At 46.9% G+C, this 15,434-nt stretch carries 12 protein-coding genes; 2 read left to right on the top strand and 10 right to left on the bottom strand.

The genetic code is table 11. The features are described from left to right. Window positions 1-281 precede the first annotated feature (281 nt). From MHI06_RS12600 to MHI06_RS12560, 9 genes are all read right to left on the bottom strand, one after another. Window positions 282-1,424 (bottom strand): amidohydrolase family protein, encoded by a 1,143-nt coding sequence (locus MHI06_RS12600; protein ID WP_340401675.1) that lies wholly within the window; start codon window positions 1,422-1,424, stop codon window positions 282-284. Window positions 1,425-1,426: 2 nt separating this feature from the next. After that, window positions 1,427-2,485, bottom strand: coding sequence for an aminotransferase class V-fold PLP-dependent enzyme (locus tag MHI06_RS12595; protein WP_340401674.1), 1,059 nt, complete (start codon window positions 2,483-2,485; stop codon window positions 1,427-1,429). Continuing rightward, the gene (locus tag MHI06_RS12590; protein WP_340401673.1) at window positions 2,469-3,254 is read right to left on the bottom strand and encodes an ATP-binding cassette domain-containing protein; all 786 of its coding nucleotides are present in this window, start codon (window positions 3,252-3,254) and stop codon (window positions 2,469-2,471) included. The genes MHI06_RS12595 and MHI06_RS12590 overlap by 17 nt, the downstream gene beginning before the upstream one ends. A gap of 2 nt (window positions 3,255-3,256) precedes the next feature. Further along, entirely contained in the window at window positions 3,257-4,009 is a 753-nt protein-coding gene (locus MHI06_RS12585; protein WP_340401672.1) for an ABC transporter ATP-binding protein, read from the bottom strand. Next, entirely contained in the window at window positions 4,009-4,818 is an 810-nt protein-coding gene (locus tag MHI06_RS12580; protein ID WP_340402103.1) for an ABC transporter permease, read from the bottom strand. The genes MHI06_RS12585 and MHI06_RS12580 overlap by 1 nt, the downstream gene beginning before the upstream one ends. A gap of 53 nt (window positions 4,819-4,871) precedes the next feature. After that, the gene (locus tag MHI06_RS12575; protein WP_340401671.1) at window positions 4,872-5,816 is read right to left on the bottom strand and encodes an ABC transporter permease; all 945 of its coding nucleotides are present in this window, start codon (window positions 5,814-5,816) and stop codon (window positions 4,872-4,874) included. Next, the gene (locus MHI06_RS12570; RefSeq protein WP_340401670.1) at window positions 5,813-7,429 is read right to left on the bottom strand and encodes an ABC transporter substrate-binding protein; all 1,617 of its coding nucleotides are present in this window, start codon (window positions 7,427-7,429) and stop codon (window positions 5,813-5,815) included. The genes MHI06_RS12575 and MHI06_RS12570 overlap by 4 nt, the downstream gene beginning before the upstream one ends. 210 nt (window positions 7,430-7,639) lie before the next feature. After that, window positions 7,640-8,791 (bottom strand): iron-containing alcohol dehydrogenase, encoded by a 1,152-nt coding sequence (locus MHI06_RS12565; RefSeq protein WP_340401669.1) that lies wholly within the window; start codon window positions 8,789-8,791, stop codon window positions 7,640-7,642. A gap of 245 nt (window positions 8,792-9,036) precedes the next feature. Beyond that, window positions 9,037-10,731, bottom strand: a complete 1,695-nt coding sequence (locus MHI06_RS12560; RefSeq protein WP_340401668.1) for a M3 family oligoendopeptidase — start codon at window positions 10,729-10,731, stop codon at window positions 9,037-9,039. Between the two features lie 606 nt (window positions 10,732-11,337). Between MHI06_RS12560 and MHI06_RS12555 the strand changes: the two genes are divergently transcribed. Continuing rightward, a complete protein-coding gene (locus MHI06_RS12555; RefSeq protein WP_340401667.1) occupies window positions 11,338-12,093 on the top strand; it encodes a hypothetical protein in 756 nt (251 codons plus the stop codon). A 120-nt stretch (window positions 12,094-12,213) separates the two neighbouring features. Continuing rightward, window positions 12,214-12,426 carry a hypothetical protein gene (locus MHI06_RS12550; RefSeq protein WP_062834023.1) on the top strand — a complete coding sequence of 71 codons (213 nt, stop codon included), beginning with the start codon at window positions 12,214-12,216 and terminating at the stop codon, window positions 12,424-12,426. An 84-nt stretch (window positions 12,427-12,510) separates the two neighbouring features. Here the strand turns inward: MHI06_RS12550 and MHI06_RS12545 are convergent, their stop codons facing one another. Then, window positions 12,511-15,258: a PAS domain S-box protein gene (locus tag MHI06_RS12545; protein WP_340401665.1), complete on the bottom strand. Its 2,748-nt coding sequence runs from the start codon at window positions 15,256-15,258 to the stop codon at window positions 12,511-12,513. Between the last annotated feature and the right edge of the window lie 176 nt (window positions 15,259-15,434).

The raw sequence follows: 15,434 nt of genomic DNA, 5'->3' as shown, positions 1-15,434 counted from the left end.
GGTGTAGCTCGTGGACAATGTAATAGACTACTCCTATTTAACATTAAACACGAAACGGACTGGGGAATCTTACTGGAAAACATCGACAGAAATTCAGGTAGGTGTTACTCCTCCTTAGTGCCTTGTTATTAAACATTGTATTCGATATAAGGGAATCAAAATCCTTTTGGAAAACTTTTGGTAAATCAATAGTCACTGAATAAAATCTACCTATCTTCTCTTTTCTGATAGCGGAAGCGTTCACGTCCTCCAACAATAAAGAAAAAACGCAGAAACCAAATTTATGGTTTCTGCGCTCCGATAATGACGGAAACAATACTCTCCCGCAGCTGATCTGCATTTTTCGTTTGATATGGATCGGCATTGAAAATAATGGCATCCGCAAGATAACCTTCTTCAATTTGCCCCAATTCGTCGCCACGACCCAAAATCTCGGCAGCGTGAGTCGTCGCAGACTGCCACGCTTCTGTCCGAGTCATGCCGTAGTCTATCATCGTGTCCAGCTCCTGCAGGTTGTAGCCATGGAGCGCAGGTGTGGCATAATCGGTACCGAACCCGAAACGAACCCCTGCTCTTTTGGCATATCCGATGGCTGTGGAATGAGCTTCAGCAGCACGCGCGGCACGATCACTAATGACAGCAGGCAGCGCCAGTACACCTTTTGGATCTGCGGCAATCCTATAGATCGATGTGGTCGGCACAAAGGCGGTTCGGGACTCGGCAAGTCTGCCGGCCTGATCCTCGGTTAAGAACATCCCATGTTCCACTGATTCCACCCCTGCCTGGATCGACCAGTCGATCGTCAAGCCTCCCCAAGTATGAACAAGCACCTTTTTATGATGAGCATGTGCATGGCGAACGAGAAATGCAAACTCTTCCTCCGAAAATACGGGATCAAGTACTTGTTCGGTAGGCGCTCCAAGTCCACCTGTTGCCATAATTTTAACCCAGCCTGCGCCTGTATCAAATATATCGTTCAACCGTTGTTCCAGATGCCTCACACCACGCGCATCTGCCGCACCCAACATATCACTGCTGGTTTCAACCTTCAGAGAATGTCCATAATGTTCAGCAAGATGCTGAGCCGTACTTGGCAACAATCCACCTGCATCACGAGCTGTGGTTACGCCAGTCCTAAGCGTAGCTGCAAAAGCTTGCGCCTGCATGACTTCAATCTCTTGCTTGTCACGCTTCAATTGATCCGAGTGGTCGAAGTCTGTCCATGCCAGATGTGTATGCAGATCAATTATGCCCGGACTAATCCACAAATCAGCATCTGGACGAACCTGATCATCATACGGTGACACGGATTCTACAACTGATGTAAACCGGCCATTCTGAATCGAGATATCGAAGTGTTTGCCATCAATACCTGCTATGAAAATATGTTTAAAGTTTTGATCTTCCGATTTTACCTGAGTCATATTCATTTCCCCCAAACGAGGCGAACAGCCTGGACTGCCTGCTCATGGTCCTGATTCAATAATGCCGCAATAGTCGCAACAGCTTCCTCCACGCCCGACAAAGATGCATTGGCCCCAAAATGATTAATTCGCAGCAGTTGACCCAAAAGTTCTCCGTCCCCCGGAGCAACAATGCCGATCGGGTGATCGATATGCAACTTCTCCTCCCCGGAAATTCGAACCGTCGTAGTTAGTGTAGAATACGTTTTGTTATCTTTTTGCCAAGGCTCCAGACCTAAAGCCTGAATACCGGCAATGGCTGATGCAGCAGCCCGTTCATGACGCTTGATCACCTGCTCCAAGCCTTCTGACTCGATCGCTGTCAATGCCGTGATTAGCGCTCTGGCTTCCAGCGTTGGAATGTTGGGAGGAACACGTACCGGTGCAATCCCCTTCCCGGATGGCTTCAGATCGAGCAAAGAGAGAATGGAATTACGCGGCGCATACGCATTGGACTCAAGAAATTTCCAGCCGCGCGGCGAAATGCTTACAGCGCTGATACCATTCGGACCAGCGAGAGCTTTTTGGGCACCGATAGCTACAAAATCCACGCCCCATTCATCAACAGGTAGAGCCTCTCCCCCAACTGCCGAGACGGAGTCGCTCACCGTAATCAGTTTGTGGGCACGGGCAATCTTTATGATTTCCTCCGCTGGATTGGATCCACCTGTAACCACCTCAGCTTGAACAAAGGATAACGCGGACGGTTTATACCGTTCAATCGCGGCAGCAACCTGCTCCGCAGGTACAACTTCATCAAAAGGGACTTTGACTTCAATAACCGTGGCCCCGCCGCGTTCAAGCCATTGACCAAATAAACTGCCGTATGGCCCTGTCACGACATTGACAATGGTACGACCCGGCGCGGATATTCCGGTTGCCACGGCCTCTATGCCCAAGATCGCCTCTCCAGGGATGATCACCGGGGCATGCTCCGTAGACAAGAGCTTGGAGAGCAACTGCGTAAGTGTCTCGTATTCACTCCGCGTAAGCGGTACAAATCCTTTATAAGGTTGGCTCATATAAACCTCCAGATGAAATTGATTTTGGCATTTTTGGAACGGCGGACAGCAACTCTCGACTATATGCCGTTTCAGGACGAGTGAAGAATTGCTCCTTGGGACTGATCTCCACAAGCTGACCCTGCCGCATAACTGCTACTGTATCACTAATAGCATGGATGACTCCCAGATCGTGAGAGATGAACAACAATGTAAGATTAAGCTCACGCTTTAGCGAATTGAACAGTTCAAGCACACTCAGCTGCACAGAGACATCCAGTGCACTCGTCGGTTCATCCGCAATCAGCAGGCTCGGCTCCACGCTTATTGCTCGTGCGATCGCAATCCGTTGGCGTTGTCCGCCGGAGAATTCGTGAGGATACTTGTCCAGTGCTTTACTCTCTAACTGAACACGGGCCAGGAGCTCTCTCGATCTTTTCTCCACCTGTGAACGTTCCACAATCCGATGAAACAACAGTGCTTCAGCAAGAATCTGCCGGATGGAATGCTTGGGATTAAGCGAGGCATCCGGATTTTGGAAGATCATCTGTATCTTTTTATATTGCTCACGACTTCTCTTCTTTTTCAATGTTTGATCTCCCAGCAGAATTTGCCCCTCATCGGGCGTGATCAAGCCGGCAATAACCCTCGCAAGAGTAGATTTTCCCGAACCAGACTCACCGACAAGACCAAGTGTCGTATGATGCTGGAGATTCAATTCAATGTGGTCCAGTGCAGTAAAGTCACCATAACGAACCGATACATTTTGTATTTGTAAAGCTGGATTCATCGTTATTTGCTCCCTTCAAGCTCCGGCAAAGAAAGCACCGAGTTAATCAGCATCTGTGTGTACGCATTTTGTGGATTTTGCAAAATGGCAAGCGAATCTCCATGCTCTACAATTCGCCCCTGTTTCATCACGCACAGCTTCGAGCAGAGGGTCGCTGCAATGGCAAGATTATGTGTTACAAATACCATGGCGAAGCCCAGTTCACCCTGCAATCGGGTGATCGTCTCTATAATTTGCTGCTGCACCGTAACGTCCAGCGCTGTTGTTGGCTCATCACAGAGCAGAATGCCCGGCTTGCAGGCCAAAGCCAGTGCAATAACTACACGCTGGCACTGCCCACCTGACAGCTGGCTAGGGTATCGGTCCTCACGCTTCAGCGAGTCGGGAAGACCCAACAGTTCAAGCAACTCCAGTGCGGCTATCCTTGAAGCCTTCCTGCTTAACTTTTGCCTGTAATAGACAACTTCGGCCAGTTGTTTAACAACGGTACAGAGCGGATCGAGCGCACCTCTCGGGTCTTGAAACACCATTGCGCTGCTCACGTCACTCCGAATGGTACCTCCAGTCTGCTCCACACCGCTTGGCAGGAGTCCCAGAATGGAACGCAATGTAAGTGATTTACCGGAACCGGATTCACCTACTAATCCCAGGCTCTCCCCTCTGCCGAGCGAGAAATGCACATCTTGAACTAATTTTTGATTCGACTTGGTCGACAGTGACAATGCCTCGACTTCCAAAATCGGACTTGTGGACATTATTTTTTCCTCCATAGATCGGCCAACCCATCACCCACAAGAGACAAAGCAATTCCAGTGTATACCACTGCGAATCCCGGAACTGCCGAAAGCCACCAAGCTGTCGTGATAAAGGATTGACCATCCGAGATCATTGTGCCCCAGTCTGGGGTAGGAGGTGCGATGCCAATGCCCAGATAACCGAGCGTAACAATTGCCACGAGCAGGCCGACCATATCCGTCATTAGCACAACAACTGCCTGGGGCAGTACGTTAGGCAGGAGATGACGAAGGATAATTCGTATTCCCGGTAGTCCCAACGTCTGTGCGGAAGCCACCCATTCCTGTTTACGATAAGATGCACTTAAGCCTCTGACTACACGGGCAAATACGATCCAGCCAACGAGCATAAACGTAATATAAATTCCTCGCTCGCCTGCTCCGCTGGCAAACGCCACGATAATGACGATTAGATAAAAAGGGAACGCGATAAATGTGTCCGAAATCAACGATATAATTTTATCTACCCATTTTCCGTAATACCCTGCAAGCATACCCAGAAATATCCCCATGCAAAAAGGTACAATTTCCGCCAACACCATAATACTCAGGTCGGTTCGCGCAGCATGGATCAGTCTGGTAAACAAATCACGCCCCAGTTGGTCTGTACCCAGCCAATGTTCGGCAGACGGAGGCTGCAAAAAGGCACTCAAATTCTGCTCGGAAGGGTCATACGGACTAATAAACGGGATGCTCACAGCCAAGATAATCAGCACAGCAAACATAACACCTCCCACAAGCAGGGAAGGGATTTTTAAGATACGGTTCATAAGGGTCGGGTTCAAGTGCTCTTCATATAATCGAGATTCTGTTCCTATCATTTTCATGGGTTTCCTTTCGTTCTGGGATCAAGCCACCTGGTAAGAATCTCTATCAGGAGACTAATAATCACCACAGATACAGCACAGTAAAGGGCTATGCCTTGAATGACCGGGAAATCCCGTTTAGAAATAGAACTAAACAGCAAACTGCCGATTCCCTTAATGCCAAATACTTGTTCAACGACCAAGGTCCCACCAATCAGATAAGAAATATTAACACCAAGAAGAATCAGCGTTGGTAGAGCCGCATTACGCAGGACATGTTTGAACAAAATAACCCGACTTGGCAATCTCGCCGCCTTCAAAGTAATTACAAAATCAGATTCCAGTACTTCAAGCATCTGGGCTCTCAATGATCGAACCAATGTCGGAATCTGTGACAAAGCTACGGTAATGGCAGGAAGCGTCAAGCTGTACAAGGTGCCCCACCACCCTTCGCCGACTCCACCAACGGGAAACCAATGAAGACGCACACTCAGCAGCAGAATCAAAAGGATGCCAACCCAGAAGATTGGCATACCTAGCGTTACGGTAGGAAAAATACGTATGACATGATCCAGCAGCTTATCCTTATGCGTAGCTGCCAGCGTGGCGAGTACAAGGGCAATTACAATGGCCAAAGCACAAGCCATACCGATGAGCAACAACGTGATGGGCGCCCGGTCAGCAATCAACTCTCGGGTAGAGGTTCCATTGATAATTGAGTTGCCGGTATCTCCCTGCGTGAACAGCGTTTGGACAAACCGAACGTACTGTTCTCCCACCGAAAGATCCAGCCCGAGAGCATGATGCATGCTCTCAAGCGCCTCTGGCGTGCTATATTCCCCCAGAATCATTTTAGCGGGATCTCCTGGTACCATACGGATGAGAAAAAAGACTGCTGTTATCACACAAAAGATTACAACCAATGCTCTTCCTACAACGCTGAACAACCAGAACTTCTTCATTTCTGAATATGAACGTCTTCGAACCGTACGCTGCCGTTAGGCAACACCACGAGTCCATCTACGGAAGAACGAGCGCCGATCAGAATGTCGGGATAATAAAGCGGGAGATATGGCACTTCATCGGCAAGCGTCTGAAGCAGCTTGGAGTAGATTTCCGCACGACCATCGCCGTCTGCAGTTTTTTGACCTTGATACAGAAGCTTGGTTACTTCATCATTGGTGTAATGTGTCCAGTACGATTTACTGAATCCGTCAGGATCGGTCTGGAAAGCAATAATGGAGTTTGCTTCAGGAGAATCCGCCTGTCCACTATTCAACATTACTGCAAAATCATAAGCAAAGAATCGTTCACGGAAGGTTGCCAGCTCAATCGATTCAATCTCGATGTTGATGCCGATTTGTTTTCCCGCTGCCTGAATGATTTGCGCTTCTTGCGCTCTAGTGCTGTTGCCTGAGGCTACAAGCAATTTTGTAGTGAATCCATCTGGGAAAGCCGATTTTGCCAGTTCTGCCTTCGCCGCAGTTACATCAAAGTTCAGCGCCTTAATTGTGTCATTCGCATTATATGGAATCGTCGTAGGCAACAATGAATTAGCGGTCTGTGCATACCCGAAGGTAAGCGCCTTAGTCAGACCGTCACGATCAAGTGCCAGGGCCAGGGCACGACGAACATGCACATCGGAAAAATGCTTGTCCAGCGTATTGAAGAATACTTGCTCTGTCACCCAACTGCCGTTCGTTACCACGGTTGTATCTGCACCATTCTTTATTTCATTGGCATTTTGCAGGGCCAACGATTCAATCGCGTTTACTTCTCCTGCCTTCAGCTGGTTGATGGCTTGACTATCGTCTTCAATCAGCTTGTACACCAGTTTATCCACTGAAGGTTTTCCTTCTTGCCAATAATGAGTGTTCTTAGTAAAGGTTACATCGCCTGCCGGGTCCCACTGCTCAACCACGAACGGTCCCGTACCTACCGGTTTCTTGAAAAATTCTTCCTCCGTAACTCCACCAAAATTGTTCGGGATAATCCCATTCGAGAAGTTGGACAACTCGGAGATAAACGGTGTATACGGCTCTTTAAGCGTAATAACCAGCGTCTGGCTATCCGTTGCTTTAACCGTATCCACTTTGGCGGATATAGCCAGCGGGCCGCCAACCTTCAAATGCCGCTCAAGAGAGAATACAGCATCTTCAGCAGTAACATCACTGCCGTTAGAGAATTTCAATCCATCACGCAACACAAACGTATACGTCAAGCCGTCATCACTGATGTTATGCGACTTGGCAAGCCAATCCACAATTTCTCCCTTGCTGTCAAAAGCAACCAAAGATTCAAATACTTTATCAATCGCAAAAGCATTGTTCGACGTGATTTGATTATGCAAATCAAACGAGGTTACAGAAGCTGGCCTGCCGTAGACAAAGGTGCCTCCCGCCACAGTCTCGTCTGTTGATTTATCATCCGTACCTTGACTAGAACCTGGCTGAGCTGCTGTATTGGGAGCGGGATCATTCTTGGACCCGGAGCATCCGCTAACGATCACTAATAATAGGACCGCTAAAGCTCCTACCCATAATGACTTTCTGGCTGATAATTTAAACTGTGACATGTCTGAATATCCCCTTCCAATAATTCATATCTGATTAGTATGGATTGATTATGGATCAAAGAAATCCCTCTGTCAAACAAAAAATATTGCTTACAGCAGGATTAAAACTAATATATCCATTACAGGAAATGGTTCCGTATTCAACCGACTCAGAAGTTCACACAATACTAAAAAAGCCAGAATATACTCTGGCTCTCTTTGTGCTCAAATCTATATAATTTTGCGGAACAGCTCCATCACTTCATCCTTGGACGGTTGATATGGGTTGCCTGGTGCACAGGCATCTTTCATTGCGTTATCAGCAAGTAGTTCAACATCAGGATCTTTCACGCCGAGTTCAGACAGTTTCTCAGGGATACCAACTTCCTTCGATAGCTGTCGAATGGCCTCAATGACGTAATCTGAACACTCCTCATCACTTCTACCCTTCACATCCATACCGATTGCCTTAGCAATATGACGGAATTTGCCCGGTACATGCTTGGCATTCAGCTCTTCCACATAAGGGAGTAACATTGCGTTGCACACACCATGCGGCAGATCATATACGCCACCCAGTTGATGCGCCATCGCATGCACATAACCCAGGCCAGCATTATTAAAAGCAATCCCGCCAAGAAAACATGCGTACGTCATATGTTCCCGCGCTTCCAGATCACTGCCGTCTCTCACAGCTCTTGGCAAATATTCGAAGATCAGTTCAACAGCTGCTGCAGCTGTCGCACTTGTCACTGTAAATCCACCCGGCGTAACCATCGCTTCTACGGCATGGGTCAACGCATCCATTCCTGTGGCCGCTGTGAGACTTGCAGGTTTGCTGAGCATCAGCTCCGGATCATTAACCGACAGGGAGACCAGACTGTTGCGGTCTACCATCACCATCTTCACTTTACGTTCCTCATCTGTAATCACGTAGTTAATTGTCACCTCGCTCGATGTGCCAGCCGTTGTGTTAAAAGCCACAAGTGGCACGGACTTATGTTTCGATTGATGCAATCCTTCATATTCACGGATATGGCCACCGTTGGTAGCTACAATGCCAATGCCTTTGGCAGCATCCTGCGGTGAACCTCCGCCTATCGATATAATGGCGTCACAGCCATGATCCTGGAATACTCGAAGTCCGTCATGTACATTCTGACATGTTGGATTAGGCTGAACCTCATCATATACGACATAGTCTAACCCTGATTTTCGTAATATAGACAGTACCTGCTCTGCAACGCCTGAAGTAATTAATTGACGATCACTTACAACCAGCGCTTTGCGGATACCCATCTGTTCAATCATCTGGCCTGCTTCCTGTAAACATCCTCTACCCATCAAGTTCACGGGCGGAACATAATATGCATGTGTTGCCATTTGAACCAGCCTCCTGTAACCCCTGATTTACTATCTCCATTGTAACTGAATCCGTTTTCAGATATAGTGAAATAAATCACAATGAGTCCGATAAATGTTACACTGAGATCGGATTTTTACCCGCAATGAAAAAGACGACTCAGACACCCGCAGGTCTCCAAGCCGTCTCACTTGTCGATTTTAAAGCCCCCCACTACTTATTCTATAATGGAAGATGCTTTCACTAAAAGCATATCTACTATGGCTTACAGGGCCTTATCGTTCACGCCGTCAAGCCATGCCTCAATATCCCCAATTACGGAGGATACACAACCGTCCTCGAATGGAGAGTTCAATCCAGCCAGTTCAACCAATCCAGTGAAGGATAGGCTTCCTCCCGCTTTGCACAATGTCAGATAGTCGGCCCATGCGGACTTCACATCTTCGTTGCTGCGTTTCCAGAACTGGAAGGCACAGATTTGTGCCAGCGTATAGTCAATATAATAGAATGGCGATGAGAAAATGTGACCCTGTTTATGCCAGAAACCACCCTGCTCCAAATACGCATTATCTTTGTAATTGATGTGTGGCAGATAGGTCTTCTCAATGTTGCGCCATGCCTGTTTGCGTTCCGCTGGTGTAGCTTCCGGATTCGCATACACAAAATGCTGGAATTCATCCACGGCTACGCCATACGGAATGAACAACAGACCAGAAGACAGGTGATCAAACTTGTACTTGTCCGTATCTTCCTTGAAGAACAAGTTCATCCACGGCCATGTGAAGAACTCCATGCTCATGGAATGAATCTCAGCCGATTCATACGTCGGCCAGTTGTATTCAGGCACTGCAAAATCACGGCTCTCATAGACCTGGAAAGCATGACCTGCTTCATGCGTCAATACATCAATATCTCCCGATGTACCGTTGAAGTTAGAGAAGATGAACGGCACTTTGTAATCGTTCAGGAACGTACAATATCCACCGCCCTGTTTACCTTTTTTGCTTACCAGATCCATTAGCTCATTTTCCGTCATCATTTGGAAAAAGGCATCCGTCTCTGGCGATAATTCAGCATACATTTTTTTACCATGTTCAATAATCCAGTCCGCGTCACCCTTCGGAGTCGGGTTACCCGTCTTGAAGCTGAAGCCCTGATCATAAAAATACAACGTCTCCACATCAATCCGATTACGCTGGCGCTCTCTGAGCTTGGTCGCTACAGGCACGATATAATCGCGAACTTGTGCACGGAAGTTGGCTACCATCTCGGCATTGTAGTCTGTACGGTTCATGCGATCATAGCCGAGTTCCACATAGCTTGGATATCCCAGTTTCTTCGCGATCTGTGTACGTACTTTAACCAGTTCGTCGTAAATACGATCGAATTCAGCCTCGTGCTCAGCCATGAACGTATATCTGGCTTCCGAAGCACGCTCACGCATGGAGCGATCCGTGGACAGTTCAAATGGATGAAGTTGTGGCAACGTGCGCTCTTCACCTTCAAACGGAATTTTGGCCGAAGCGATCAACTGATTGTATTCTGTGGAAAGTTTGTTCTCCTTCTGGAGTTCTTCGATAATTTCCGGGCTGAATGTTTTCAATGAAAGATCCGCCAGCTGGAACAGCTGTGAACCCCATTTTTGTTCCAACTCATTGCGGAATTTGGAGTTAACCAGCGCGCGGTAAAAATCCGTGATGTATTCCTGCACAATTGGTGCGTTCTCATCCAAAAATTCGTTCTCCGCCTTGTAAAACTCATCATTCGTATCAATAGAATGACGGATGTAGACCAATTGGGCTTGCGTCTCAAAATCACTGCGCAGCGCGTTAATCTGATCCATGAATCCGCTTTGTTCTTCAACCGTTGCCGCAGCTTCGAAACCGCTCAGCAGCTCACGGAAAGATGTCTTGATGTGTTCCAGATCGGGACGTGTATACGTATACTCACCAAATTTCATTTATGTACACCCTTTCCTGTTTGGCAGAATTTCGGGAATATCCCGAGTTAAACTATCCCCTATTATACAAAAGAGCAGCTAAAAAATCCCATCTTTACGAAAAATATTTGTCCATCGGTCAAATCGTGCAACACGACTGGTCATATATATTACGTGCCAATGTAAGGTCTTGCAATTCAAGATGTTTTTCCACACAAATAAGCCCGCCTCGCATTAGCGAAGCCAGCTTATAGGCTTGTCTCTTCATTTCCACAATTAATGAATACTAGCTTTGGTCTTTATCCATAATCTGATAGAACCAGCCCATTCCGACCATGCCCACGACCATAATAACAGCCATAATAATGATATATGTCATGAATGTAACCTCCCTGCTTCCGTATATTCATCACACTACTACTAGTGTACACGGTGAAGCCCCGTTTGAATTGACCGAACATTGACAAAAATACGAAATCTTTAATTTTAATAAATCAATTATGTCCCCATTCTCATTGTATCATGCTTATCTTGCTGCACTGTCAAAGTTTCATCCGCCATGCTTACGGTGTATACTATACTTCTATGAATTGGAATTTGGATATTTACGCAGAAAGGTTGAAAGACATGTCGACTCGCATTCCTTTACGTCAGCTAATGATTACTGTTTTACTAGTCCTTATGTTATCTATTTTATCCGCCTGTGCGGATGGAGAAGCGCATCTAACGGTGAATATGGATGGATCAACGGATCTGGATCTCAATCTCAATGTAACCAACTCTGCACTTGGAAAGATCGGACAAGACAATCTCATGCCTCTGATCGCAGATGCATTGAATCGAAATAACTTCCAGGCAGAGGTTTCGGAACAGGGAGATCAGAAGCAACTCACCGCGACAACCCATTATGAAAAAAACAATACGACCAGCTTTGATACGTCCAAGTTACCCCAAGGCATCCAGGTTGAACAATCCACTACAGCTGGCTTCTTCACTTCCAAAATGCATATCACAGCAGAAGCCGATCTCATGGAGTCCATGCCGGATGGTGAGATCAAAAACCAAATTAACAAGGTGCCTAGCTTTCTGAAGAACCTCTTGTTAAAAGATGTTAACTTTGACTTCAAGTTGTCTTTGCCCATCAAGGCAGCCGATTCCAACGCGGACCAGGTGGAGGATGGTGGAAAAACGCTCATTTGGCACGTTTCACCACTCCAGATGAATAAGCTAGATCTGACTGTACAGGTTCCCAATATCCGGAATATCATCATTGTGGCAGTCCTTGGCTTATTGTTAATCGTTGCACTGCTCATCTGGATTTTCGTTCGCCGCAGACGGACCAGACAGCGTCAAAGTGCAAGATCACATCGCGGTAAACGTTAATTCCATCACAATAATTTTATTTGTGACTTGCCAAACGGTGTTATGGATAGTAGAATACATCCGTACTGTGTGAACGGTTAGATTTTTAATTAAGCAAAAGCTAAAGAGGTGACAGGTTTCATGAATATCCGGGAATGCCCACTACCTGGTATCGGAGTTAAGTACCAGTTTGATACAAAGGGCGGCAATCAGTTAGTCATTATTGTACACGAAGACGGACGCCGTGAATTATTCTCCGTTGATCCACAAGACAACGAAGAACTCACTCTGATTGCAGAATTGGAAGATGACGAATGCGTAACCCTCTCCGGGTTAATCGGAGGATGGTCCTGATCCTTGTTATCAGGAGCCTATGAATAGGACTGAAAGACAGAATAACCTGGACCTTGATTTTCAAGGCACAGGTTATTTTTCCTGTTACTCTACTCTTTGAGAGCGGATGTATGGGACCCATGTATTCAGTACACGGCTAATCTCTGTAGAATGGAACGGTTTGCTGATAAAGTCCTGCATTCCGCATTTCAGACACTCCTCACGGTCACTGGCGCCTGCAAAGGCTGTAATCGCTGCGATGACCGGGATCTCCGGATGGGTCTGCCTGATTTTGCAGGTCGCTTCAATACCATCCATAATCGGCATTTGAATATCCATGAACACCAGGTCATATTGTACATTGTTCAATAACTCAACGGCCTGTGCACCATTTTCAACAATATCACATACCCCGCCAAATTTACGCAGCATTTCCTCCAGCAGATGACTATTGACTGCCTGATCTTCAGCAATCAAAATTTTGATGTTATTCGCAAGACTTGCTCGATCCAATGGCAGTTCATCATTCCCGGCGACCTCGATCGGGTCACTACTTTCATCGAGCCAGCGTTCAAGCACCAGGGTGAACTGAAACTCTGCCCCCTCTCCAATCTCACTCTGAACGCCAATCGCTCCACCCATTAACTCCACCAGTTTCTTGCTAATCGCAAGTCCCAGACCTGTCCCGCCAAACTTGCGATTGATGGCCGGATCAAGCTGTGAGAAGGATTGGAACAGTTGGTGCTGCTTCTCCATTGGAATACCGATTCCTGTATCTTGGACCTTAAAGATCAACATCAGGTGATCCTGACCATGTTCCTCTGAGAAATCAACGCCTACCTTCACCGTAATGCGGCCCTGCTCTGTGAATTTAACGGCATTACCCACCAGATTAATCAACACCTGCCGGATCCGCGTCTCATCCCCTCGAACACGTTCAGGAATGTGATCTGACATTTCACAGTAGAGTTCAATATTTTTCTCAGAGGCTTTCAGTGCAAACAGTTCGATCACACCACTCAGCATCGCCTTAATATCTACAGGTGCGCGCTCCAGATCCATTTTGCCTGCCTCGATTTTGCTGAAATCCAGAATTTCATTCAAAATGTACAAAAGAGATTCACCACTGTCAATGATGATTTCCGCAAAGCCTTTCTGTTCCTCATCCAGCTCGGTTTCCATCAACAGATGAGCCATGCCCATAATGCCGTTCAATGGCGTACGAAGCTCATGACTCATGATAGCGAGAAACTCGGACTTCGCACGGTCTGCATGTTCTGCTGCTTCCTTGGCACGTATGATGTCTTTCACCGATGTCATATCACGGAAAACCAAAACGGCTCCACGGGTTCTCCCCTGATCCATAATCGGCTTCAATTGAAACTCAGCCAGGAAACTAGACCCATCCGGTCTCCAAAATACGGATTCGGTACGCGGGAGACTTCGTCCCTCACGTACAGCCTGCAGAATCGGTGTATCCTTGGATGCATAAGGGATGCCTTCGCTCTGCATTTGGATCATCATCTGTTCGAGCGGTCTACCATTCATTTCACTTGGACAGAAATTCATAATCTCCGCGGCGGCCGGATTGGCAAAGTTCAGATTGCCTTCCAGATCCAGTCCAATCACACCCTCAGACAAGCCATTCAGAATCAGTGCCCGTTCATAACTCAGGTTCTCGATTTCTTCCACGTAACGTTTGGACTCAGTAATGTCACTGGTGATCCCGTAGATTCCAACGACTTTGTCCTCAAGTAAAATGGGAACATTAATCACACTCGTCTCAATTCGTTGCCCATCCTTGTGAATCAGACCTATCTCGTAGCTCTGTGCAGTGCCTTTCACCGTCTCTTCAAAATGATGACGAGTCTTCTCCAGATCCCCAGGATCAACGAGATGATCAAAAGGTCGACTGAGCAGCTCCTCCTTGGTGTGTCCTGTCAATTGTTCCTGACCCACGTTGGCCTTCAACAGATTGCCTTCCAGATCTAGAGAAGCGACTCCCAGCGGGTTACAGTCAAATAACGATCTGTACTCCTGCAGACTTAATTGTTGTTGCTGACTGGCTGAGATATCACGAGTTACCGCGACCATCTCCATCAGTGTACCTGAATCGTTATATACATAATGAGTAATTGTGTCTGCCCATACCGTAGATCCATCCTTATGCTGCAGTCGGTAACTAATTCGTTTCGGAGCCAAACCCCGCTTCTGCTCCTCCACGTAGGCTTCAACCAAAGGGATATCCTCGGGATAGATAACGAATACTCCCGGCTTACCTATTACTTCTTCCGGTTCATAGCCCAACATGCTTTTGCATGCATCCGATACATACTTGAATGTACGATCAGGATCGGCTTGATGTATGGCAATCAGGTCAAGCGAAGATTCTGCCAGCAGACGTGAAATGCGACTGCTCTCTTCCAGTTGCTTACGCTGCACAATGAGGCGTTCCTCTGCATCCTTTTGTTTCGTAATGTCAGCAGCCTGTACCAACAGATACAATGGCTCACCATTCGTTTCATCCCTCACAATGCAAGCTCTAATGGTTGCCCATAATAACGAACCGTCTTTTCGTTTCAGACGGAACTCCGTCTCATACATTGGGCGTGTTTCATGGGTCATTTCCCAGAATTTGCTGCGGAATTCCTCCATGTTCAGATCTTCTTCATAGATCATATGTATGACCGACGTATCGATTAGTTCATCTTCACTGTATGCGAGCATCTCGCAAAATGCCGGATTAAGCTGCAACCAACGTCCATTCACATGTGAAGCGACAGCAATGCCTATGGGTGCGTGCGTGTACAATTGTTCGAACAGAGACCGGCTCTCTGTAATGGATTTAGACACCACATGTCCTCCTTTATGAGAATCTGAATGTATTCCGTATGAACAGATCGACCTGAACATAACTTCATCTATAGAGTACTACCCCAAATGCCATGATTTATAAACGAGGTTAGGCAAAATCCCCACATGAATCGACATTTTTAATCTTGGATACTGACGACTTTCATTGTGTACAT

The sequence above is a fragment of the Paenibacillus sp. FSL H8-0079 genome (genome assembly GCF_037991315.1).
Lineage (GTDB): Bacteria > Bacillota > Bacilli > Paenibacillales > Paenibacillaceae > Paenibacillus.
The sequence above is the reverse complement of the archived record's forward strand: the minus strand, read 5'-3'. Positions and strand labels throughout refer to the sequence as shown.